Here is a 21,721-nt window from a genome sequence, read left to right on the forward strand (position 1 = left end):
CAGGGGCTATCCCTTTTTCGTCGTACCCATGCCGCTACTCGACAGCCCCAGATCCATCATCTGTTTGAAAAGACGCATTCCGGCATCGCCCATCGGCGAAAAACTTCGAAACAGGTTTTCCATCTGATCGAGGCTGACGGTGCCGTCCATCGTTTCAAGCATCGTTTGCACATATTTCTCGTGAATGGACGACACATCGGGCAAACCCATGAAGGCCCGCGCTTCTTCCGGCGTACATTCGACATTGACGGTAACATTCATGACCCGGCCCTTTGCGCAGTCCGTCACCTATACATATGGCGACCGGTCCCATTCATGCCGCAACCTGTCGGGAAATGCCAGTTCCCCATAATCTCAGCTATCGGCTGTCCTTGAACTGCCACGGGGATACGCCATTATGAGACCAGCACATAACGATATGGAGACGACCAATGGCTGACGGTATGACCCCTATTACGACGCTTGAAGGCGACGGCACATTCGACGCCTATTTCGCGCGCCCCAAAGGAACGCCGAAAGCGGCAATCATCGTCATTCAGGAAATCTTCGGCGTGAATGCGGGTATTCGCGCGAAATGCGATACGTGGGCCAAGGACGGATATCTTGCCTTCGCTCCCGATCTTTTCTGGCGCCTGCAACCGCATATCGAACTTGATCCCGACGTTGAACCGGAATTTCAGCAAGCTCTTGGTCTTATAGGGAAATTCAATCAGGATCAGGGCATTCGCGATATCGAGGCCACGATAAAGGCAGCGCGCGCAGCACTGGGCGGCGACGGCAAAGTAGGCTGTGTCGGCTATTGTCTGGGCGGTCGTCTCGCCTTCATGGCAGCATGCCGGACCGATGGCGATGCATTCGTAGGATATTATGGTGTCGGAATAGACAATCTGCTTGGCGAACAACATGCGATTGGCAAGCCGGTGCTGCTGCATATCCCTACTGACGACCATTTTGTCGATGCCACGGCGCAGGCCGCTATGCATACTGGCCTTGCCGACAACCGCCATGTCACGCTGTACGATTATGCGGGCCAAGATCACGGTTTTGCGACGGAAATGGGTAATCGTCGGGATGATGCCGCAGCGCAGCTTGCCGATGGCCGAACAGCCGAATTCTTCGCGAACCATTTATAAGCATGGACCCTTGGCGCCTGATCGTTCGCGCTCCGGGTGGGCCGAACGCAATCGAAAGAGAAAGCTTCGACCCAGGTGCTCCGGGACCGGATGAAGTATTGCTTGCCCATGAAGCTATAGGCCTGAACTTCATCGATATCTATGTGCGGACAGGCTTATACCCTGCAGTGTTACCCACAGGATTGGGTGGGGAAGCGGCGGGAATCGTCATTGCCGTTGGCGATGCTGTAAACACTGTCGCGGTGGGCGACCGTGTGACCTATGCATCCGCCGCACCCGGAAGCTATGCCACGCATCGCATCCTGCCTGCCAGTCGCTTACTCACGTTGCCCGACGATATTCCTTGCGACGTGGCCGCAGCGATAACGCTCAAGGGCCTGACAGCCGCTTTTCTCGCCGAGGATTGCGCGCGCATGACAAAGGGTCAAACCGCACTCGTTCATGCTGCAGCGGGGGGCGTAGGCGCTTTGCTGGTGTCGTGGCTGGCGGACATGGGCGTCACAGTTATTGCGCATAGCGGATCGCCCGAAAAGGCGGCACGCGCGCTATCGGCTGGAGCGGCCCATAGCCTGATCGGTGATTTCGATACGCTCGCGGCGCGCGTGCGCGATCTGACTGCCGGCAAGGGAGTGGATGCCGTATTCGACGGCGTGGGTGCGGCCAGTTGGAGTGAGTCGCTCGCTGCGTTGCGCCCACGAGGCCTGATGGTGAGCTTTGGCAATGCATCCGGTCCTGTGCCGCCGTTCAGCGTGCTGGAACTTAGCAAAGGCGGATCGCTGTTCGTGACCCGCCCTACCCTGTTCGATTATATTCGTGAAGATGCCGACTATCGCCGTCTGGATCAGCGCCTGTTCGACCAGCTTTCCCGAGGCGTAATAACGTCGGACATTCAACAGCGTTTTGCCCTGACCAATGCCGCCGACGCCCACCGCGCGTTGGAATCCAGGAAGACGGTAGGATCGACGGTGCTTATTCCCTAAAGTTCAGGAAAACAGCGTCATTATTCCAACATTGGTATCCGTAAAGCCTTCGTAGATCATCTTGACCGCAACGTAGACGATAACGACAAGACCAATGTAAGCAATCCACCGGAAACGCTCGATATATTTGGCGATGATATTGGCTGCAACGCCCATCAGCGCGACCGACAGGATCAAGCCGATGATCAGAATGCCCGGATGATCGCGCGCCGCTCCAGCCACGGCGAGCACATTGTCGAGGCTCATGCTGACATCGGCAACTGCAACCGCCCAAGCGGCCGCAGCGAAGCTCTTGGCAGGCTTTACGCCGCTATGCTCATCGCCTTCAATTTCCTCGGATCCCGCGCTCTGTCCTGCAGGATGCAGTTCGCGGTACATTTTCCACGATACCCACAACAGCAGCAAACCACCGGCAAGGATAAGCCCAACGATCTGCATCAATTGGCTGACCACGAGCGCAAAACCGATCCGCAGCACCAACGCCGCGATGATCCCGATCAGGATGACCTTCTTGCGCTGCGCTGTGGGTAATCCGGCGGCCAACGCACCAACTACGATGGCGTTATCGCCGGCCAGCATGATGTCGATCATCAACACCTGACCGAATGCCGCAAGCTGGCTTGGCGAGGTGATATTTGAGAAATCGTGGACGATATGCCCCCAGATGTCCGCGGGCGAACCGAGCGACGTCGCAGCGGCGCTGGCCATCATCAGCAAATCGATCAAAGCGAATCTCCGACATCATTCATGGGAAGCGCAGCTTGGCTTCCTGCGGCAAACGATATGCTTATGGAAGTGTTCCCGCCACTACGGGCCAGGACACTTCCATGTCAGCATTCTACTGATTCATTGAATCGAAGAAATCCTCGTTGGTCTTGGAATCCTTCATCTTGTCGAGCAGGAATTCCATCGCGTCGATCGTGCCCATCTGCATGAGGATGCGGCGTAGCACCCACATCTTGCTGAGCTTCGCCTTGTCGACCAGCAATTCTTCCTTGCGGGTGCCCGATTTGCCCACATCCAGCGCCGGGAAGATGCGCTTGTCGGCAACCTTGCGATCCAGCACGATTTCCGAGTTACCCGTGCCCTTGAACTCTTCGAAGATGACTTCGTCCATGCGGCTACCGGTATCGATCAGGGCGGTTGCGATAATCGAAAGCGAGCCACCTTCCTCAATATTACGCGCAGCACCGAAGAAGCGCTTGGGGCGTTGCAGCGCGTTGGCGTCCACACCGCCGGTCAGCACCTTGCCCGATGATGGGACAACCGTGTTGTAGGCACGGCCAAGGCGCGTGATCGAGTCGAGCAGGATGACGACATCCTTTTTATGCTCCACTAGACGCTTGGCCTTTTCGATAACCATTTCAGCAACTTGGACGTGGCGCTGTGCGGGTTCGTCGAACGTCGAGGAGATGACTTCGCCCTTCACGCTGCGCTGCATGTCGGTAACTTCTTCGGGGCGTTCGTCGATCAGCAGAACGATCAGGAACACTTCGGGATGGTTGTCGGTAATCGCCTTGGCGATGTTCTGCAGCAACACGGTTTTACCCACGCGCGGCGGCGCGACGATGAGCGCGCGCTGGCCCTTGCCCTGCGGCGAGATGATGTCGATGACACGGGCCGACTTGTCCTTGACGGTAGGGTCGAGCGTATCGAGATTCAGTTTCTCGTCGGGATAGAGCGGCGTCAGATTGTCGAAATTAACGCGATGACGGACGGCATCGGGGTCGTCGAAATTGACCGAGCTGATCTTGGTCAGGGCAAAATAGCGCTCGCCATCCTTGGGTGCGCGAATTTCGCCTTCAACGGTATCGCCGGTGCGCAGACCATGTTTGCGCACCTGGTTGGGGGACACATAGATATCGTCCGGACCGGCCAGATAATTGGCTTGCGGGCTACGCAGGAAGCCAAAGCCATCGGGCAGCACTTCGATCGTGCCTTCGCCCATGATCTGTTCGCCATTTTCGGCTTCCGCCTTCAAAATGGCAAACATCAGATCCTGTTTGCGCAGCGTCGAGGCGCCTTCGACACCCAGTTCCTCGGCCATAGAGACGAGTTCGGCGGGCGTATTCTTCTTGAGGTCTTTAAGGTGCATCGGGCTGATTCCGGCGAGTATGACGATAGGGAAAGCGCCTGCTCGGACAGATAACGGAAAAGAAATTCTCGCGCCCGAGCGGCAAAGGAGACTTGGCTGCGTTAGGCGGCAGCACGGATCAAGTCAAGGCGATGTGCGATAGATGGCGCGATTGTCAGAACGGCTTTACGATCACCAGGATGACGACGACGGCCACGGCTATCCCCGGCACTTCATTCAGCAAACGGAGCTTCTTGTCGCTCAATGTCCGCTGCCCACGCGCCAGTTTCTTGGCATAGCCGCCCAGCCAGCCATGATAGCCCGACAAGGCGACTACCAGCAGCAGCTTCGCATGGAACCAGCCCATCGTCCACGCGCCGATGTCGTAAGCCAGCAGCAATCCCAACACCCAGACGATGATGAGTGAGGGATTGAGGATTATTTTCAGTAACTTGGATTCGCGGTCGATCCACTTGCGATCTTCCTCGGAGCCGACTGGCACTTCCTGATGATAGACGAAAAAGCGCGGTAGCATAAACAGCCCGGCCATCAGGAAAATGACGAAAATCAGATGTGCAGCCCTCACCCAGAGATAGGCCGCTCCCAAAATTGTCATGCGTGCTTACTCATCTTCACGATCCCCGCACCAATGTAATCAGCGCCTCGACATGGTCAATCGGCGTGTCCTGCAAAATCCCGTGGCCCAGGTTGAAGATATGCGGCCGGTCCGGGAAAGCGGCACGGATGTTATCCACTGCTTCCTTGACGCCCGCCCCGCCCGATACCAGCGCCAGCGGGTCAAGATTGCCTTGCACCGGCAAGCCCTGAGGCAACACGGCGTTGGCCCAGTGCGGATCGACGGTTTCGTCCAGCCCCAGCGCATCGACGCCCGTGCCTTTTGCATAATCGGCAAGTTTGGCGCCAGCGCCTTTGGGGAATCCAATAATCGGGGTGCCAGGTCGCCTGGCTTTGACGGCCGCAACGATCTTGGCATTGGGAGCTATCACCCAACGGTCGAATTCTAGCGGGGCAAGACTGCCCGCCCAGCTATCGAACAACTGGATCGCTTCCACGCCTGCGTCGATCTGCCCACAGAGATATTCGACCGTCGCTTCGACGATCGCATTGATCAGCGCACCGAACCGCTCAGGATCGGCATAGGCCATGCGTCTGGCCGCACCCTGATCCTTGCTGCCCTGCCCCGCCACCATATAGGTCGCGATGGTCCAGGGGCTGCCGGCAAAGCCCAGCATGGTCACTTCCGGGGCAAGTTGCGCCTTAACCTGCCGCACGGTCTCATAGATAGCCTCAAACCGGCTGAAATCGGGCACCAGCGTAGAAAGCTCAGTCGTGTCGAGCGTCGGCGCCAGACGCGGCCCTTCACCTGCCTCGAACCACAGTTTCTGTCCCATGGCGTAGGGGACGATCAAAATGTCAGAAAACAGAATGGCGCCATCGAAGGCAAAACGCCGCAACGGCTGGATCGTAACTTCAGCAGCGGCGGCGCTGTCGTATACCAGTTCGAGGAACCCGCCCTTTTCTGCACGCAAAGCACGATATTCAGGCAGATAGCGCCCTGCTTGCCGCATAAGCCACATTGGTGGCGGATCGAGCCGCTCGCCGGCGACAACGCGCAACAGAGGTTTCGTCGCCGCATTGGCGAGAGGCACATCGCTATCAGGTCCGCTCATATACTCTATTCTAATAAGTTAATAAGGAATGAAGATGATGATAGTCAGTTGGCAACGGGGGTAATCCACTGCTCCACCATTTGCCAACAGTTTGACTCTGCAAAGTTCAAGATTCCGGACAGAGTCGTTCCACTTACCCCCGTTATCCACAGGCTGTGGATGAAAATATCGGCCTGTTGGGGGGCTGTGGATTGTTTTGCGGGCAGTGCGGAGCAAATCGGGCGACTTTTCCATCCACGGTTTCGTCCCTTGCTTTATCCACAGTTCCCCAACAGAGTCGCACCATGACGCGGCTGCATCTTCACCTTCTGTCGGACTCCACGGGCGAAACGCTGGAGAACATCGCCAAGGCGGGGATCGCGCAGTTCGAAAATGTTGAGGCGATCCGCCATTTCTGGCCGATGGTCCGATCCGAATTGCATCTCGACCGGATCATGGAGGAAATTTCCCACAATCCGGGGCTGGTGCTCTTTACGCTGGCGAACAGCGACTTGCGGCGTAAGCTCGAGAACCGGTGTCGCGCGCTTGGCCTTCCGCATGTAGCCGCGCTCGATACGGTAACCGACGCGATGTCCAACATTCTGGGACAGGAAACGCGCAATCGGCCTGGCCGCAAACATATTCTCGACGAAGCCTATTTCGCGCGGATCGAAGCGATCCAGTTCACCATCGCGCATGACGATGGAGTGGGGCATGAAAATTGGGAAGAAGCCGATATTCTGCTGGCCGGCGTGTCACGCGCATCGAAAACCCCGACGTCGATCTATCTGGCCAATCGCGGGTACAAGACGGCCAATATTCCCCTCGTGATTGAATCTCCGCCGCCTGAGAGTCTCTATCGGCTCAAGCATCCCATGGTGGTGGGCCTCACCATCAGCCCGGACCGGCTGGTGCAGGTGCGGCGTAACCGATTGCTTTCATTGAATCAGGCGCCCGAAACCCCTTATGTCGATCTCGACCGAGTACAAGCCGAAGTCGCCTTTGCTCGGCGGATTTTCGCGGATAATGGCTGGCCAGTGATCGAAATGACGCGTCGATCGATCGAGGAAGCAGCGGCGGCGATCATTAACCTGTTCAACGAACGTGTGCTGAAGGAAGGCGAACCGAAAACCGCATGAGTGCTTCCCTGATACTGGCCTCGCAAAGCAGCAGCCGTCGCGCATTGCTGACCGCGGCAGGCGTACCTTTCGATGCCGTGGCACCGGGTGTGGACGAAGATGCGGCCAAGGAAGCGTTGCGCGCCGATGGGCTGGATGCGCGGGCGCTTGCAGATGCCTTGGCCGAACTTAAAGCCTTGCGGGTATCGCGCCGCGCGCCGGGCGATCTCGTGCTCGGGTGCGATCAGACGCTAAGCCTCGACGATGGCGAAATGATAGACAAGGCCATCGACGAAGCTGATGCCCGACGTATCCTGATGCTACTGTCAGGTCGCACACATTATCTCCACAGCGCGGCAGTCATCGCGCAGGGCGGGACGCCGGTGTGGCGGCATATCGAACGTGTGAAGATGACCGTACGGCCTCTCTCACCCGATTTCATCGATGGCTATCTGGGAGAAGATTGGGAAGATTGCCGCTGGTGCGTAGGCTGCTATCGGATCGAAGGCCCAGGCGCGCAACTCTTCTCCCGCGTAGAAGGGAGCCAGTTCGCGATTCAGGGCCTTCCACTGCTCCCCTTGCTTGACTTCCTGCGCGTCCGTGGGTTTCTGCGTGCATGACCCAGAACATGCCCTATGCCGAAGTAATCGGCGATCCGATTCAGCACAGCAAGTCGCCTCTGATCCACAATTTCTGGCTGGAAAAGCTCGGGATCGAAGCGGAATATCGCAAGACGCATGTGAAACCCGAAAGCCTGTCGGCCTATTTCCTGCAGCGTCGCGCCGATCCCGACTGGCTGGGCTGCAATGTCACGATTCCCCATAAGATCGCAGTGATGGAGTATACTGACGATCCCGGTGGCGTGCGCGACCGGATCGGTGCGATGAACACGATTGCGAGCGAAACCGGCGGTCCGCTCATCGGCACTAATACCGATGCCGGCGGCTTTCTTCAGGCGCTGGTCGTCCGCAAGTGGAAGGGTGAGCATGCTCTGTTGATCGGGGCGGGCGGCGCGGCGCGTGCGATTCTGTTCGCGCTCTCGACATTTGGCGTCAAGACGATCACCATCATGGCGCGTGACGCGACCAAAGGGCAAGCTTTGCTGGATCGTGCCGGAATTACCGGCACAGTCATCGCAATGGACGCGATCCTTCCACCCGTCGATCTGGTTATCAACAGCACATCGTTGGGTATGTTCGGTCAGCCACCGCTCGATCTCGATCTATCGGCCCAACCGACGAGCGCCCTTGTTTATGACATCGTCTACGCACCGCTGGAAACAGGCTTGCTCACGGCGGCGAAGGCGCGCGGCCTTGCTACGGTCGATGGACTGGAAATGTTGATCGGGCAGGCGGCGCTGGCCTTCGACATATTCTTCGACGCCGACGCGCCGCGCGAGCATGACGCCGAACTGCGCGCCTTGCTGACGGCCTGATCGAGAACGTTATGGCGCAAGTCTGGGGTTTGACAGGATCGATCGGCATGGGGAAATCCGCGGTTGCCGCGATGCTGCGGCAACAGGGTGTGCCGGTGTTCGATGCCGACGCCGAAGTGCACAGGTTGCAAGGGCCGGGTGGGGCGATCCTTGCCGCGATAGAGGCGCGCTTTCCCGGCACCACCGGTCCGCAAGGTGTCGACCGCCCGAAGCTGGGCGCGGCAGTGTTTGGCCACCCCCATGAACTCAAGGCACTGGAAGCTATTGTCCATCCGGCGGTTCAGCAATCCCGAGCGGCCTTTCTGCGACGAAACCGAGCGCGGCGACTAGTCGTTCTGGATATTCCGCTGTTGTTTGAAACCCATGTGCAGGCGAAACTGGAGGGTGTTATCGTGGTCACCGCTCCGGCCTGGAAACAGCGCAAGCGCGTCTTGGCGCGATCCGGCATGACGCCGGCCAAGTTTCGTCGCATCCGACATCTGCAGACGCCCGATGCGGAAAAGCGGCGTCGCGCGGATTATCTTGTCGATACCGGTACGACATTCGATCGCACACGCGCGCAGGTCCGTCGTCTCGTCGCTTGCCTTCATGCCAAAGCGGGCCGATAGTATCCTTCCAGAGTCGGAAGGCCTATGCGCGAAATCATATTCGATACCGAAACCACGGGTTTCGACCCCGCCAGCGGCGACCGGCTTGTAGAGATCGGGTGTATAGAGCTCGTCAATCGCGTCCCGACCGGCGAAACGTTCCACGCTTATTTCAATCCGCAACGTTCCATGCCCGCCAGTGCAGAAGCCATCCACGGCTTGTCCGATACGTTTCTGAGCGACAAGCCGCTGTTCCTGCACGGCGCGGATGCGTTGCTGGAGTTTTTGGGCGATTCACCGCTGGTCGCACACATTGCCCGGTTCGATTTCGGTTTCTTGAATCATGAGCTGAAACTGATTGCGCGCGATCCGATTTCCCTGGATCGCATGGTGGACACAGTGGCGATGGCACGGATGCTGCACCCCGGTGCCAAGCATAGCCTTGATGCCCTTTGCACCCGTTACGGCATCGACCGCAGCCATCGTGTCAAGCATGGCGCGCTGCTCGATGCGGAACTGCTTGCGCAACTTTACATCGAATTGACCGGGGGAAGACAGATCGGTCTCATACTGGCCGACGAAGGTACCGGACAGGCTGACGCGATGGAACGCAGCCTTGTTTCGACCGTTCGTCCGGTCCGTCCGGCACGGCCGCATTGCGCCAGTGCCGAGGAACTGGAGCGACATGCAGCGTTCATCGCAACGCTCGACAAGCCGCTCTGGCTAAGCGGGGCAGCGGCCTGATTGGCTGCTCCGTATATATCCGGACTTGCCCTTCCTGGGTCGGTCCGGAACGTTCACCGGCCCGTCTTCCCCGACGGACCGGCTCGTAGAAGGAGAAGGCAAAATGGATATTCGTGTTTCCGGACATCAGGTCGACACGGGCGACGCGCTGAAGCAGCACGTCTGGACGCGGCTCGAAGCGGTGGCCGAGAAATATTTCGCGCGCGCCATTTCCGCGCAAGTGACTTTCAGCACAGCGCCGCATGGCGCTTTCCATTGCGATATCGTTTCCCATGTGATGACTGGCCTCATCCTTAAGGGTGCCGGCGAAGCCCAGGATGCGCATGTTGCTTTCGATCAGGCGGCTGACCGCATCGAAAAGCAGCTTCGTCGCTATATGCGACGCCTCAAGGATCGCCATACGCAGACCGCTGCCGCGGAAGACAAGCGCAGTAACGGTGTCGATGCCCTTGCGTTCGATGGTGCAGGTTACACGGTTTTTGCACAGCCTGAAGACAATGAGGAGCCTTCGGACGCGCCATTGATCGTCGCGGAAACGCGGGTCGATATTCCCGAGGCATCGGTGTCTGACGCGGTGATGATGCTCGACCTGCGCAACACCAATGCGTTGCTGTTTCTCAACGCGGGCACGTCTGCCTATAACATGGTGTATCGGCGCAACGATGGGACCATTGGCTGGGTCGAACCTCGCGTATAATAGCTTGTATGGGGCCGGGACATCATTGTTCCGGCCCACCTTTATTGACGTTCTGGCCGTCGGGGTCTACGGGCCATGCTTTGGTTCAGCGATGGCGTTCAGGATTGGTCAACACCGGTCTTTATAGAATGTGCGATTGACCCCATTAGGTACGACATGGTCCATTTTGACGATATATTAACGCCTGAAGCGCTGGCTACCAGCGTTTCGGTCAGCGGCAAGAAGCAACTTTTCCAAAAATTGGGAGACATGGCGGCCACCAATTATGGTTTGGCTGCAGACGTTGTGTTCGATCGATTGACTGAGCGTGAACGTCTGGGTTCGACTGGTTTTGGCGGTGGCGTCGGTATTCCCCATGCCAAGATTCCGGGGCTGGATCGGGTATGCGGTCTGGTGATTTTGCTGGAATCTGCCATTCCATTCGACGCGGTGGATAACGCGCCGGTGGATGTGGTGTTCGCTCTTCTTTCACCTCTCGATAGCGGGGCTGAGCATTTGAAGACGTTGGCGCGGGTGTCACGCTACCTGCGTAACGATGCACAGATTGCACGACTCCGGGGTGTCGGATCTCGTGAAGCGCTGTTCGCTTTGCTTTCGGGTAATGAGGCTCGTGACGCTGCCTGACGACGCTACGCCGCCCAGTGGGGAAGCAGCGCATTTTCGTGCGCTGGAGCAGCTCTATCGTTCGGCGCCCATCAATAGCTTGTTTCGTTCCGATTTGACGATCTCGAATGCGGGCGTATCGCATATCGACTTCGACGTTGATGAAACGCTGTTCCATGCTGCCGGTGCCGTACATGGCACCGTGTATTTCAAGATGCTGGACGATGCGGCTTTTTACGCTGCGAACAGTCTGGTCAGCGATCGTTTCCTTCTGACCACAAGTTTCAACCTACTGTTTACGCGCCCGATTCATCCGGGGCGATTGCGTGCCGAAGGGCGCTGGATCAGCGGGAAGCGCCGGGTCTATGTGGCCGAAGCGAGCCTGATCGACAGTGAAGGCGAGGAAGTCGGGCGCGGCACCGGCACTTTTATGCGGTCGCAATTTCCGCTGTCATCCTTGCCAGGATACCGCACCGCAGCATGACCGCGCGTTTGGCCACCCATATGCTGGTAGGTGCGCTTATCAGGCGGGTGCAAAATGAGGGAGGCTTTGCCATGGTCCTCCATCGCGGCGATCCGATCAGTGGCGTTATCCTGCTGCAATGTTTGGAAAAAGGCGAACAAACCGGCCTGTTTGAGCGTATTTCGGATTACACTGAGGGCTACACACTTGCGTCCTGTGGGCCAAAGGAGAGCTCAGCGCCGCACGAGATGGCAGAATATATTGCCCGTCGTCGCAGGTCCGATCCCGATCTATGGTTAATAGAGCTTGATATCGCGGATGCGGAACGGTTGGCCGCTGAATCGCTCTGTTGATCGTTGACTCCCCGGAACGGTCCATTCATAGGCGCGCCGACGCCAACGCGCAGGTTGCCGCAATTTCGTTCAATGGGGGGCGAAAACGGTAAACACGCAGACGGGGGGCGACCGGACGCAAGATAAGCTCGATACGGGCACGGTGTCCTGGCCGACTCACCGCATTATTCTGGGTTAGAATGAGTTTCCGTTTGAAGGCCGCAACACTGGCCGCATTTACTTTGTCTGCACTTGCCGCTGTAATGGCAAGTGACGCTTCCCAAGCGGCAGGATCTAACGAGACTATTCCCGTTACGCTCCGCGCGCTTCCCAATTCAACCGCTCCTCAGGCTGCAGGCGTTACCTTCGCCGCGCCGCAGGAAGTGGTTCAGCCAACCAGCACGACATCAACGTCCCAGTCGGCAAATGTTTCCCAGGACGCCCAGACTGCGTCCTCGCTTGCTGAGCTGGTCGACGAGCAGACGCTTCCCGCTGACATCAATGACGATATGCGCTGCCTGGCCAGTGCCGTCTATTATGAATCGAAAGGCGAGAGCCTGACTGGACAGCTCGCCGTAGCCCGCGTCATCATCAATCGCGCCCGCTCGGGCCGCTTTGCGGACAGCTTGTGCGGCGTCGTGCGTCAGCCCAGCCAGTTCAGCTTCGTGCGTGGCGGCAGCATACCGCAGCCGAGCACGCAGACCCGCGACTGGCACGAAGCCGTCGCCATTTCCCAAATCGCTATCAACGATGCCTGGAAGAACCCAGCCGAAGGCGCCCTGTTCTTTCATGCGCGTCGCGTATCCCCCGGTTGGGGCAAAGCACGGCTGGCCTCCATCGATAATCACATCTTCTATCGCTGAGATAGCTACCCCAGCCCGTCGCTTTTGCTGACAGTGGTCGTGGGAATGCGGGGAGAGCAAAAAAAGGCCGAGCAGGGATACCGGAATCGGCCTTTTATTTGTTCACTTCCTGTTCTAGTGTGAAGCATGGCTTCCATTCTTACAGATTGCCCTCCGGGAACGGCGCTGGCCGTCACGCGCGGGGTTCTTCGACTCTTTCAGCGCCACGACTTGTTCGGTATTTCCGAAGTGCCTTTGCCCAACGGGCGCCGCGCCGACATCATGGCGATCGATCTGGCAGGGCATATCGTCATCGTAGAAATCAAGTGCAGCCGCGCTGACTTGCTGGGTGACGCGAAGTGGGCGGACTATTTCGAGTATTGCGATCGCTATTTCTGGGCTGTACCGGCGGGCTTTGATTTGGCGCCGTTCGAAAGTGAAGTGCTATGGCCAACCCGCACCGGGTTGATCGTCGCGGACCAATATGATGCGGAAATCATCCGGCCTGCCCCGACGGAGCCGCTGGCGGCAGCGCGGCGCAAGGCGGAAACATTACGATTTGCCCGCCGAGCAGCCCGGCGCCTGACGGCACTGTCCGATCCCGATTATGCGGCCGAGATCGGCTTTTAGGACTCAGCCATGCGCGCGGCCGAAATCGGGTGCGGGATCGTCCTGCCCCTCTTCGATGATCGAACGGCGAATGGCGCGCGTGCGGGTGAAGAGGTTGAATAGTGCGTCGCCATCATTCCAGCGGATCGCGCGCTGCAAGGCAGACAGATCTTCCGAAAATCGCTGAAGCATTTCCAGCACCGCATCCTTGTTCGACAGGAATACGTCGCGCCACATGGTCGGATCGCTAGCCGCGATGCGCGTGAAGTCACGAAAGCCACCTGCGGAATATTTGATGACTTCGGATCGCGTCACGTTTTCCAGATCGCTGGCCGTACCGACGATGGTGTAGGCAATGAGATGCGGTAAATGGCTGGTAACGGCGAGCACCAGATCGTGATGCGCGGCATCCATGATTTCGAGGTCTGCACCGATTCGCTTCCACAATTCCGATACGCGCTCGACGGCGACAGGATTGGCGTCCGCTGGTGGCGTGATGATGCACCAGCGACCTTTGAACAAGCTGGCAAAGCCCGCTTCCGGTCCGCTGTTTTCGGTGCCTGCGACGGGGTGCGCCGGGATAATCGGATTATTGGGGAGCGCAGCCGTCAAAGCGGCAAGTATCTCCGCCTTACACGATCCTACGTCGGATATGATCGCATCGGCGGGCAGGTCGTCCGCAATGTCAGTGGCGACTGCCGCCATTGCACCCACCGGCACGCACAGTATCACCAAATCGGCATCCGTAACGGCTGCGCCTGCCGTATCGGTGATGTCGTCGGCCAAGCCGATCCGCCGCGCGGTCTCTCGCACTTCCGCGCTCGCATCGTGCCCGGTGAGTATTACGGTTGGCATCTCCGCGCGGATCGCGCGCAGGAGCGACGATCCGATCAAGCCCAAGCCGATGATCGTCACACGGGCAAAAGGCAACATCAGGCCGCTTCCACCAGGCTACGGACGATGCGCGCGACGTCGCGTGTCTGGTCCTCGGTGCCGATGGTGATGCGCAGACCGTTGGAAAGCCCCTGCCCCGGCAGCCAGCGCGTCGCATAGCCTTCGGCCATCAATCCGTTCAGTGCCTCTTCGGCCGTCAGCGTGCCTTCGAACAGAATGAGCAGGAAATTCGCCTTGCTCGGCACGACGCGCAGTCCATGATTGCTCAGTGCCGTCATTTCCGCCGCCAGCCATTCGCGCCAGCGCGTGTTATGTGCGCGGCTTGCGTCGATCCATGCATCGTCCGCTATCGCCGCAGCCGCAGCGGCCTGCCCAGCCGTCGTTACATTGAATGGCGCACGGATGCGATGCAGCACGTCTATCACCGGCTGCGCGGCATAACCCCAGCCGATGCGCTCTGCGGCAAGCCCATGAATCTTCGAGAAAGTACGTGTCACGAAGACATTGCCTGCGTCGCGCGCCAACGCCAGCCCGCCATCGTCCTCTTCGGGCTCCAGATATTCGGCATAGGCCTGATCGAGAACCAGCAATATGTCGGATCGCAATCCGGCATGAAGGCGCGCGATTTCGGCGACTGACGTCATGGTGCCTGTCGGGTTATTCGGGTTGGCAAGAAAGACGACACGGGTGCGGTCGGTCACCGCTGCCAACAGCGCGTCGACATCGGTCGCATAGTCCTGATCAGGTGCGACAACCGGTGTTGCGCCGACACGCCGCGCGGCGATATCATACACCGAAAAGCCATAGCGCACGTATAGCACTTCATCCCCCGGCCCTGCATAGGCGCTGGCGGCGAGGTGCAGCAGTTCGTCCGAACCGGTACCATATATGATACGCGCAGGATCCAAACCATGCTTGGCGCCTATCGCTTCGCGTAACCGGGTTGCGCCGGGATCGGGATAGGTGGTGAGGTCTACACTCGCCGCATCAAACGCGGCACGGGCGCTATCGCCGGTTCCCAGAGGATTTTCATTGGCGGAAAGCTTGATGAGCGGGCGGCCATCGGCGCTCGATGCCTTACCCGGTACATAAGCGGAGATACCCAGGATCCAGTCCTTGGGTTGCGGCGAATTCAATGTCGGTGATGGGGTCTTTGTCATGGCCCGCGCTTTAGCGGGAAAGCCTGCGCTACGCAAAGGGAGCCGAATCGGTGTGGTGCAATGATTGACAGCTTTCTCCGCGCACCCTAGCGGCCAGATATGGCTACCGTCCCTGCACCCAGCGACAGCCGCTTCGGCCTTGGCCGACAGGTGCGCTTGTCCGGCCCGCTACGGCTGGACAGCGGTGCGATGCTGACGCCGGTCGATATTGCCTATGAGACGTACGGGACGCTTAACGTGGACCGATCGAATGCGATTCTGCTGTGCCATGCCCTTACTGGCGATCAGTATGTCGCCTCACAGCATCCGCTGACCGGCAAGCCCGGTTGGTGGTGGCGTATGGTCGGCGAAGGCAAGCCGGTCGATCCCTCCCGACACTTCATCGTGTGTGCCAATGTGCTGGGAAGCTGTATGGGATCGAGCGGCCCCGCCAGCGTCGATCCGACGAGGGATGAACCCTATGCGATGCGCTTTCCCGTCATCACCATTGGCGACATGGTGCGGGCGCAGGCATTGCTGCTCGATCATCTGGGCGTAGATCGGCTGCGGGCCGTCATCGGTGGGTCGATGGGCGGGATGCAGGCGCTGACCTGGCCGACAATATTCCCCGAGCGAGTCGAATCGACGGTCGTCATCGCATCGACTGCTCGACACAGCGCACAGAATATCGCGTTTCACGAAGTGGGGCGGCAGGCGATCATGGCCGATCCACGCTGGCGCGGCGGCGACTATTATGCCGATGGTGATGTCCCAAGCGCGGGACTGGCGGTCGCACGCATGGCCGCGCACATAACCTATCTTTCCGAAGCTGGGCTGACGGAAAAATTCGGGCGTCGGCTTCAGGCGCGTCCCGATAGTCCCGGCGGGCAAAAGACGTTCGGCTTCGACGCGGATTTCCAAGTGGAAAGCTATTTGCGGCATCAGGGACTGAGCTTCGTCGAGCGGTTCGACGCGAACAGCTATCTCTATATCACTCGCGCCATGGACTATTACGACATTGCCGAGGATCACGAGGGCAGCCTCGCCCGTGCCTTTGCCAAAACGAAAGCGCGCTTTTGCGTGGTCAGCTTCGATACCGACTGGCTGTATCCCACAGCGGAATCGCGTGTCATCGTCCACGCGCTCAATGCGTCAGGCGCGCAAGCCAGTTTCGTCGAACTTGCCAGCCCTTTCGGTCACGATGCATTCCTGCTTGAGGCACCGGAACTCAATCGCGTAGTCGACGGCTTCTTACGGGCGGGGGAACAGAGATAGAGGTGCTACGCCCTGATCTGGCGCTGATTGCGCGCAATGTCACGCCCGGGGCACGGGTGCTTGATGTCGGCTGCGGCGATGGCGCGCTGATGGCGGCGCTACGCGACCAGCGCAACGTCGACGCACGCGGGTTGGAGATCGACCCGGTCAATGTGGCATCGGCGGTTGGGCGCGGGCTATCGGTGGTCCAGGGAGACGCGGACACAGACCTGCATTATTATGGCGAAGGGAGTTTCGATTATGCGATCCTGAGCCAGACGCTGCAGACGACGCGCCGCCCCGACCGGGTTGTCGAGGAACTGATGCGCATCGGCAGTCAGGCGTTTGTCAGCTTCCCCAATTTCGCGCACTGGCGCGGCCGACTGTCGCTGGCCTTTGGCGGTCGTATGCCGGTGACACGGCTGCTACCGGATACCTGGTACGACACACTCAACATCCACCACCTGACGATCGACGATTTTCGGGCACTGGTGAAGGATCGTGGCTGGTCGATCGACGGTCAGTGGTTTCTGAATGGCGTCAAGGAAACCACGCATACCAATGCGAACCTGTTCGCGCAGCATGCGGTGTTCCTGCTGCGACGTTAAGCGCCGATACCTCGCGCGAGCATGTCGTTTGCGATCCGGGCAACGTCTTCGGGAGTTTCGCTTTCGTCCCACACGCCATAGCGCAGGCCCAGAAAAACGTTCATCCCCATAATCGCCCATGCATGGACTTCGTTGACGTCTGAGCGAACTTCACCTCGTTCGGCAGCAGTTTTCAGGCGGCTCGTAATGCGTTCGGCGGTGGTTTCGTAGTGCGTTCGATAGGCCGCCTGATCAACGAACTCCGACTCGTCGATGATCCGGTAAATTTCCTTGTGCGCGCGGGCAAATTCCAGAAAGCTGAGTAAGCCTTCTTTCTCCGCTGCGATCTGATCCGGCGCGGCGGCAATGCGGGGTCCGACATAGTCGCGCACCTGTGCCGACATGTCGGTGACCAATGCGCGGAATACAGCGTCTTTCGTATCGAAATAGGTGTAGAAGCTACCCAGCGCACAGCCGGCCCGACGGGTGATCCCGCTGATCGACCCTTCATGGAAGCCCTTTTCGCCAAATTCAGCGGCGGCCGCATTCAGTATCGCACGACGTGTGCGTTCGCCACGCGCGGTGCGCGGTGCCTTCGCATCAGCCGATGGTTCCTCAACCTTCATCCGCCTTCACTCTCCCATGCGATGCGTATGTAACCGAACAGGAACGCCAGCCGGAACCTGTGCTCGTTTACACTGCGTGGCTAATTTGTCGCATTTTTCGCCCACGCGACCCCCTTTCCATTTTCAAGTTGAAAGGTGGTTCAACTTTCAGTATTGGATTTGAAAGCAACTGGCAACCCGTAACGCGCAGTTACAAACAGGGTGCCTTCAGGGAGAGGATTACATGATGGCTTTGCGTCATTCCGTTGGTATTTCGGCCGTTCGTACATTGGCTCTGGCTTCGGTGGCATGTTGCGGCATCCTGGCGTCCCCAGTCGTTGCGCAGGAAGCGGGTGTTTCGGATGACGACGGCGGCATCGTTGTTACGGCACGGCGTCGCGAAGAAAGCCTGTTGAATGTCCCGATTGCAGTAACCGCGATCTCCGGGGACACGTTGGAGCGCACCGGTGCCATCGACATCACCGACATTTCCAATTCTTCCCCTAATGTCACTCTCGAAACTTCGCGCGGCACCAATTCGACATTGACGGCCTTCATCCGTGGCGTGGGTCAGCAGGATCCTGTTGCCGGGTTCGAGGCGGGCGTGGGCCTTTATCTGGACGACGTGTATCTCAACCGTCCACAGGCTGCGGTGCTGGATATCTACGATGTCGAACGGATCGAAGTGCTGCGTGGACCGCAGGGCACGCTTTATGGGCGCAACACCATTGGTGGCGCGGTTAAATATGTGACGAAGCGGCTTGGTGACGACCCCATGCTGAAGATACGCGGCACGTACGGCAGTTATAATCAGGCGGATGGTGTCATCACGGCGAGCACGCCTGTAGGCAACGGTACGCTGAAACTGGGCGGCGCAGTCGCGCGCCTCAGCCGTGGCGGGTTCGGCGATAACCTTACGACGGGTGACGACAATTATAACAAGGACGTCTGGGCAGGTCGTCTGACGGCACAGGTCGAAGCGAAAGATGCATTCTTCCGCCTGACCGGCGACTATACCAAGGACAAGAGCAATCCACGTGGCGGGCATCGGCTTATTCCCGGCCTGTTCACCGGCGCTCCGGTTCTAAACGATGTCTATGATACACGTGGCGGGCTGCTCGATCCCAAGCAGGATATCGAAGCATGGGGCGTTTCGTTGTTCTCTGAACTGAAACCCACTGACATGTTCACGGTGCGCAGCATCACGGCCTATCGCAAAGATGACAGCGCAACCCCGATCGACTTCGATTCATTGGCGGCGGTCGATGTCGACGTCCCTGCTTTCTACAACAATAAGCAGTTTTCGCAGGAACTGCAGTTGCTGATCGACGCCGGCCCGTTCAACGGATTGATCGGGGGTTACTTCCTGGATGCCAATGCGCGCACCGCGTTCGATGTGCGCCTCCCCAATGGCGTGACGGCATTGACATTCGGCGACGTGGACACGGAAACCTTCGCGATCTTCGGCGACTTTACCTACGATCTCAGCCAGATGTTTAGCGTGTCGGTCGGCGGCCGCTATACGTGGGACAAGCGCAGCTCGACCGTTCTGCGCCGTACTTATCTGGGGGGAGGTTCCCCGTTCTTTGGGGGCAATGGCACATTGTTTGCCACCACGTCCGACTTCACCGGCGACAAGACGTTCAAGGAATTTACGCCGCGTGCATCGGTGAGCTTCAAGCCTTCGCCTGACCACACGATCTACGCCAGCTATGCCAAGGGCTTCAAGGGCGGCGGCTTCGACCCGCGCGGCGTCAGTACCGCTGCACCGGACACCAATCGCGATGGTGTGCGAAGCTATCAGGAAATTTTCGATTTCCTCTCCTTCGATCCGGAGACCGTCGAAAGCTATGAAGTCGGTTACAAGGCGTCTTTGTTCGACCGTCGCCTGACGATGGCGCTGGCGGCTTTTCATGCGGATTATAGCGATGTGCAGGTGCCGGGTTCCGTCGGCGCGATCATCAACGGGCAGCAGACATTTATCGGGGTCACCACCAATGCAGGAAAGGCGCGTATTCGCGGCATCGAATATGAAGGCAATCTAGCCATTGCCCGCGACTTCGGAACGGAAGGCGATCGCCTGAACTTCAACTGGGCATTGGGCTACATCGACGCCAAATATAAGCGGTTCATCGACTCACGCGGTATCGACGTTGCGGATCGCCGCAAGTTCCAGAACACGCCCAAATGGACGGCGAGTGGCACGCTTGCCTATTCTACGCCGATCGGCAGTGGCAACCTGAACGCCAGTTCGACACTTGCCTATCGCAGTGCTAGCCAGCAGTTCGAATTGCGTACGCCGGGTCTCGATCAGGGTAAGTTCGCCTTGTGGGACGCCAGCCTGGTGTGGAGTTCGGAAAGCGATCGATTCTCGCTGGGCGTCCACGGCCGCAACCTCACGAACAAGAAGTATATCGTGTCGGGTTATAATTTCCTCAGCCAGAACCCCGACACTGGCAACTTCAATCGGACAGGGGCCGGTGCGCTGATCCCGACCCTGGGTCGCGAAGGCGTGCTGACAGCCTATTATGGCAATCCGCGTCAGGTCTTCGTTACCGGTTCGGTCAAGTTCTGATACCGCGATCCAGTATGTATGCGCCAGGTGGGACATGTTTCCCATCCGGCGTATCTGGTTTACGCGGGGAAATTGAAGAATGAAGGCAGTCGAAATGCAAACTGCTCCGGCCATTGCCCCCAGCCGTCGCTATCGCGCAGTGGTTTTGGCAATGCTGCTGCTGGTCTACACCTTCAATTTCCTCGACCGGCAGATCTTGGGAATACTCGCCGGGCCAATCAAGGCCGAGTTGAACCTCACTGATACGCAACTGGGCGCGCTGGGCGGTATCGCCTTTGCGCTGCTCTATTCCACGCTTGGGATTCCCTTGGCATTGCTGGCCGATCGGACCAGTCGAACGTGGGTCATTACGATCTCGCTGACGATATGGAGCGGATTTACAGCGTTATGCGGTATGGCGACGAGCTTCCTCCAGCTTTTCCTGTTCCGTTTGGGCGTCGGGGTGGGAGAAGCTGGTGGCGTAGCGCCGTCCTACGCGGTCATCGCCGAATATTTTCCCAGCCATGAACGCGCACGGGCGTTGTCCATATACTCACTCGGCATCCCGCTGGGATCGGCCGCTGGCGTATTACTGGGCGGATATGTTGCCGCGCTCGTCGAATGGCGCAGCGCTTTCATCGCCGTGGGCATCGCAGGCGTTGTTATCGCCCCGCTGTTTCGCCTGATCGTGCGTGAACCGGCAAACGGGCAATTCGATACCGCTCCCGTCGAAAAGGCACCTATGAGCGCTGCGTTCGGGATACTTGCGCGAAAGCCCAGCTTCTGGCTGATTTCCTTTGGCGCATCGTGCAGCTCGATGTGCGGCTATGGCATCGCCTTCTGGCTGCCCAGCCTGATGCAGCGCAGCTTCGGTCTCGATCTTGTCCAGACATCGCAATTCTATGGCGCAGTGCTGCTGCTGGGTGGGGTCGTGGGTGTGCTTGCCGGCGGCTGGCTGGGCGACTGGATGGGATCGCGGGACAAGGCCGGTTATGTGCGTGTCCCCGCCATCGCTTATCTGCTGGCCGTTCCCTTCTTTGCAGCGGGCGTATTATCGTCTTCGGTGACGGCAGCGTTCCTGCTCTTTCTGTTGCCGCAGGCACTGTCCTATGTGTGGCTTGGCCCCGTCCTCAGCGCGATCCAGCATCTGGTCCCGCCGCAGATGCGTGCGACAGCGTCCGCGTCCTTCCTGTTCATCAACAATCTGATAGGTATCGGCTTAGGGACGATGATCCTGGGCGCGATGTCGGACGCGCTGACGGCAAGCTACGGCGCGGAAGCATTACGATACGCCATTCTCGCGGCGCTCAGCTTCTATCTGCTTGCGGCGTTGCTAATGGCTCTGGCGGCAAAATCTCTCCGCCGAGACTGGGTAGGATAAAGGCGGCGGCTATCATTCTA

25 protein-coding genes are annotated in these 21,721 nt (G+C 58.7%); 17 read left to right on the forward strand and 8 right to left on the reverse strand.

All coding sequences use genetic code 11. The features are described from left to right. Nucleotides 1-6: 6 nt before the first annotated feature. On the reverse strand, nucleotides 7-261 hold the full coding sequence (locus QMG56_RS09515; RefSeq protein ID WP_230186326.1) for a DUF6489 family protein: 255 nt from the start codon (nucleotides 259-261) through the stop codon (nucleotides 7-9). Between the two features lie 170 nt (nucleotides 262-431). Here QMG56_RS09515 and QMG56_RS09520 point away from each other — a divergent pair, with 170 nt between their 5' ends. Continuing rightward, a complete protein-coding gene (locus tag QMG56_RS09520; protein WP_281822318.1) occupies nucleotides 432-1,133 on the forward strand; it encodes a dienelactone hydrolase family protein in 702 nt (233 codons plus the stop codon). Between the two features lie 2 nt (nucleotides 1,134-1,135). Then, a complete protein-coding gene (locus QMG56_RS09525; protein WP_281822320.1) occupies nucleotides 1,136-2,113 on the forward strand; it encodes a quinone oxidoreductase in 978 nt (325 codons plus the stop codon). 3 nt (nucleotides 2,114-2,116) lie between these two features. On the opposite strand, the gene QMG56_RS09530 is transcribed toward QMG56_RS09525, so the two are convergent. The 4 genes from QMG56_RS09530 to hemE form a co-directional block, all read right to left on the reverse strand. Beyond that, on the reverse strand, nucleotides 2,117-2,839 hold the full coding sequence (locus tag QMG56_RS09530; RefSeq protein WP_281822321.1) for a YjbE family putative metal transport protein: 723 nt from the start codon (nucleotides 2,837-2,839) through the stop codon (nucleotides 2,117-2,119). Between the two features lie 112 nt (nucleotides 2,840-2,951). Further along, a complete protein-coding gene (rho, locus tag QMG56_RS09535; RefSeq protein WP_230186330.1) occupies nucleotides 2,952-4,208 on the reverse strand; it encodes a transcription termination factor Rho in 1,257 nt (418 codons plus the stop codon). A 154-nt stretch (nucleotides 4,209-4,362) separates the two neighbouring features. Beyond that, a complete protein-coding gene (locus QMG56_RS09540) occupies nucleotides 4,363-4,803 on the reverse strand; it encodes a CopD family protein (RefSeq protein WP_281822322.1) in 441 nt (146 codons plus the stop codon). A gap of 16 nt (nucleotides 4,804-4,819) precedes the next feature. After that, nucleotides 4,820-5,878, reverse strand: coding sequence for a uroporphyrinogen decarboxylase (gene hemE / locus QMG56_RS09545; protein WP_281822323.1), 1,059 nt, complete (start codon nucleotides 5,876-5,878; stop codon nucleotides 4,820-4,822). Nucleotides 5,879-6,162: 284 nt separating this feature from the next. On the opposite strand from hemE, the gene QMG56_RS09550 reads away from it, so the two are divergent. The 11 genes from QMG56_RS09550 (at nucleotide 6,163) to QMG56_RS09600 (ending at nucleotide 13,308) form a co-directional block, all read left to right on the forward strand. Continuing rightward, entirely contained in the window at nucleotides 6,163-6,996 is an 834-nt protein-coding gene (locus QMG56_RS09550; protein WP_230186333.1) for a pyruvate, water dikinase regulatory protein, read from the forward strand. Next, nucleotides 6,993-7,595: a nucleoside triphosphate pyrophosphatase gene (locus QMG56_RS09555; protein WP_230186334.1), complete on the forward strand. Its 603-nt coding sequence runs from the start codon at nucleotides 6,993-6,995 to the stop codon at nucleotides 7,593-7,595. The genes QMG56_RS09550 and QMG56_RS09555 overlap by 4 nt, the downstream gene beginning before the upstream one ends. Continuing rightward, nucleotides 7,592-8,410, forward strand: a complete 819-nt coding sequence (gene aroE / locus QMG56_RS09560; RefSeq protein WP_281822325.1) for a shikimate dehydrogenase — start codon at nucleotides 7,592-7,594, stop codon at nucleotides 8,408-8,410. Before QMG56_RS09555 ends, aroE begins: the two co-directional genes overlap by 4 nt. A gap of 11 nt (nucleotides 8,411-8,421) precedes the next feature. Further along, nucleotides 8,422-9,018 carry a dephospho-CoA kinase gene (gene coaE / locus QMG56_RS09565; RefSeq protein WP_230186336.1) on the forward strand — a complete coding sequence of 199 codons (597 nt, stop codon included), beginning with the start codon at nucleotides 8,422-8,424 and terminating at the stop codon, nucleotides 9,016-9,018. A 24-nt stretch (nucleotides 9,019-9,042) separates the two neighbouring features. Continuing rightward, nucleotides 9,043-9,741, forward strand: a complete 699-nt coding sequence (dnaQ, locus tag QMG56_RS09570; protein ID WP_281822326.1) for a DNA polymerase III subunit epsilon — start codon at nucleotides 9,043-9,045, stop codon at nucleotides 9,739-9,741. Between the two features lie 103 nt (nucleotides 9,742-9,844). Further along, nucleotides 9,845-10,438, forward strand: a complete 594-nt coding sequence (hpf, locus tag QMG56_RS09575) for a ribosome hibernation-promoting factor, HPF/YfiA family (protein WP_230186338.1) — start codon at nucleotides 9,845-9,847, stop codon at nucleotides 10,436-10,438. A gap of 156 nt (nucleotides 10,439-10,594) precedes the next feature. Then, nucleotides 10,595-11,062, forward strand: coding sequence for a PTS sugar transporter subunit IIA (locus tag QMG56_RS09580; RefSeq protein ID WP_230187207.1), 468 nt, complete (start codon nucleotides 10,595-10,597; stop codon nucleotides 11,060-11,062). Then, nucleotides 11,040-11,525, forward strand: coding sequence for a PaaI family thioesterase (locus QMG56_RS09585; protein WP_281822329.1), 486 nt, complete (start codon nucleotides 11,040-11,042; stop codon nucleotides 11,523-11,525). Before QMG56_RS09580 ends, QMG56_RS09585 begins: the two co-directional genes overlap by 23 nt. Then, the gene (locus tag QMG56_RS09590; RefSeq protein ID WP_281822331.1) at nucleotides 11,522-11,857 is read left to right on the forward strand and encodes a DUF1491 family protein; all 336 of its coding nucleotides are present in this window, start codon (nucleotides 11,522-11,524) and stop codon (nucleotides 11,855-11,857) included. The genes QMG56_RS09585 and QMG56_RS09590 overlap by 4 nt, the downstream gene beginning before the upstream one ends. Before the next feature lie 179 nt (nucleotides 11,858-12,036). Continuing rightward, complete coding sequence (locus tag QMG56_RS09595) at nucleotides 12,037-12,699, forward strand: cell wall hydrolase (protein WP_230186341.1); 663 nt, start codon at nucleotides 12,037-12,039, stop codon at nucleotides 12,697-12,699. Nucleotides 12,700-12,825: 126 nt separating this feature from the next. Continuing rightward, entirely contained in the window at nucleotides 12,826-13,308 is a 483-nt protein-coding gene (locus QMG56_RS09600) for an MmcB family DNA repair protein (RefSeq protein ID WP_281822332.1), read from the forward strand. A gap of 3 nt (nucleotides 13,309-13,311) precedes the next feature. Here QMG56_RS09600 and QMG56_RS09605 read toward each other — a convergent pair whose 3' ends face one another. Next, a complete protein-coding gene (locus QMG56_RS09605; RefSeq protein ID WP_281822334.1) occupies nucleotides 13,312-14,220 on the reverse strand; it encodes a prephenate/arogenate dehydrogenase family protein in 909 nt (302 codons plus the stop codon). Continuing rightward, nucleotides 14,220-15,341 carry a histidinol-phosphate transaminase gene (locus tag QMG56_RS09610; RefSeq protein WP_281822336.1) on the reverse strand — a complete coding sequence of 374 codons (1,122 nt, stop codon included), beginning with the start codon at nucleotides 15,339-15,341 and terminating at the stop codon, nucleotides 14,220-14,222. Before QMG56_RS09610 ends, QMG56_RS09605 begins: the two co-directional genes overlap by 1 nt. A gap of 99 nt (nucleotides 15,342-15,440) precedes the next feature. On the opposite strand from QMG56_RS09610, the gene QMG56_RS09615 reads away from it, so the two are divergent. Both QMG56_RS09615 and metW read left to right on the forward strand, forming a co-directional pair. After that, the gene (locus QMG56_RS09615) at nucleotides 15,441-16,595 is read left to right on the forward strand and encodes a homoserine O-acetyltransferase (RefSeq protein WP_281822337.1); all 1,155 of its coding nucleotides are present in this window, start codon (nucleotides 15,441-15,443) and stop codon (nucleotides 16,593-16,595) included. After that, the gene (gene metW, locus QMG56_RS09620; RefSeq protein ID WP_230187208.1) at nucleotides 16,592-17,182 is read left to right on the forward strand and encodes a methionine biosynthesis protein MetW; all 591 of its coding nucleotides are present in this window, start codon (nucleotides 16,592-16,594) and stop codon (nucleotides 17,180-17,182) included. Before QMG56_RS09615 ends, metW begins: the two co-directional genes overlap by 4 nt. On the opposite strand, the gene QMG56_RS09625 is transcribed toward metW, so the two are convergent. Beyond that, a complete protein-coding gene (locus QMG56_RS09625; RefSeq protein ID WP_230186346.1) occupies nucleotides 17,179-17,787 on the reverse strand; it encodes a TetR/AcrR family transcriptional regulator in 609 nt (202 codons plus the stop codon). The genes metW and QMG56_RS09625 overlap by 4 nt on opposite strands. A gap of 226 nt (nucleotides 17,788-18,013) precedes the next feature. Between QMG56_RS09625 and QMG56_RS09630 the strand changes: the two genes are divergently transcribed. Next, nucleotides 18,014-20,341, forward strand: a complete 2,328-nt coding sequence (locus tag QMG56_RS09630; RefSeq protein WP_281822460.1) for a TonB-dependent receptor — start codon at nucleotides 18,014-18,016, stop codon at nucleotides 20,339-20,341. Nucleotides 20,342-20,420: 79 nt separating this feature from the next. Next, nucleotides 20,421-21,701, forward strand: a complete 1,281-nt coding sequence (locus tag QMG56_RS09635) for an MFS transporter (RefSeq protein ID WP_281822340.1) — start codon at nucleotides 20,421-20,423, stop codon at nucleotides 21,699-21,701. The last annotated feature ends 20 nt before the right edge of the window (nucleotides 21,702-21,721 follow it).

It is taken from the genome of Sphingobium sp. BS19, from assembly GCF_027925545.1.
Lineage (GTDB): Bacteria > Pseudomonadota > Alphaproteobacteria > Sphingomonadales > Sphingomonadaceae > Sphingobium.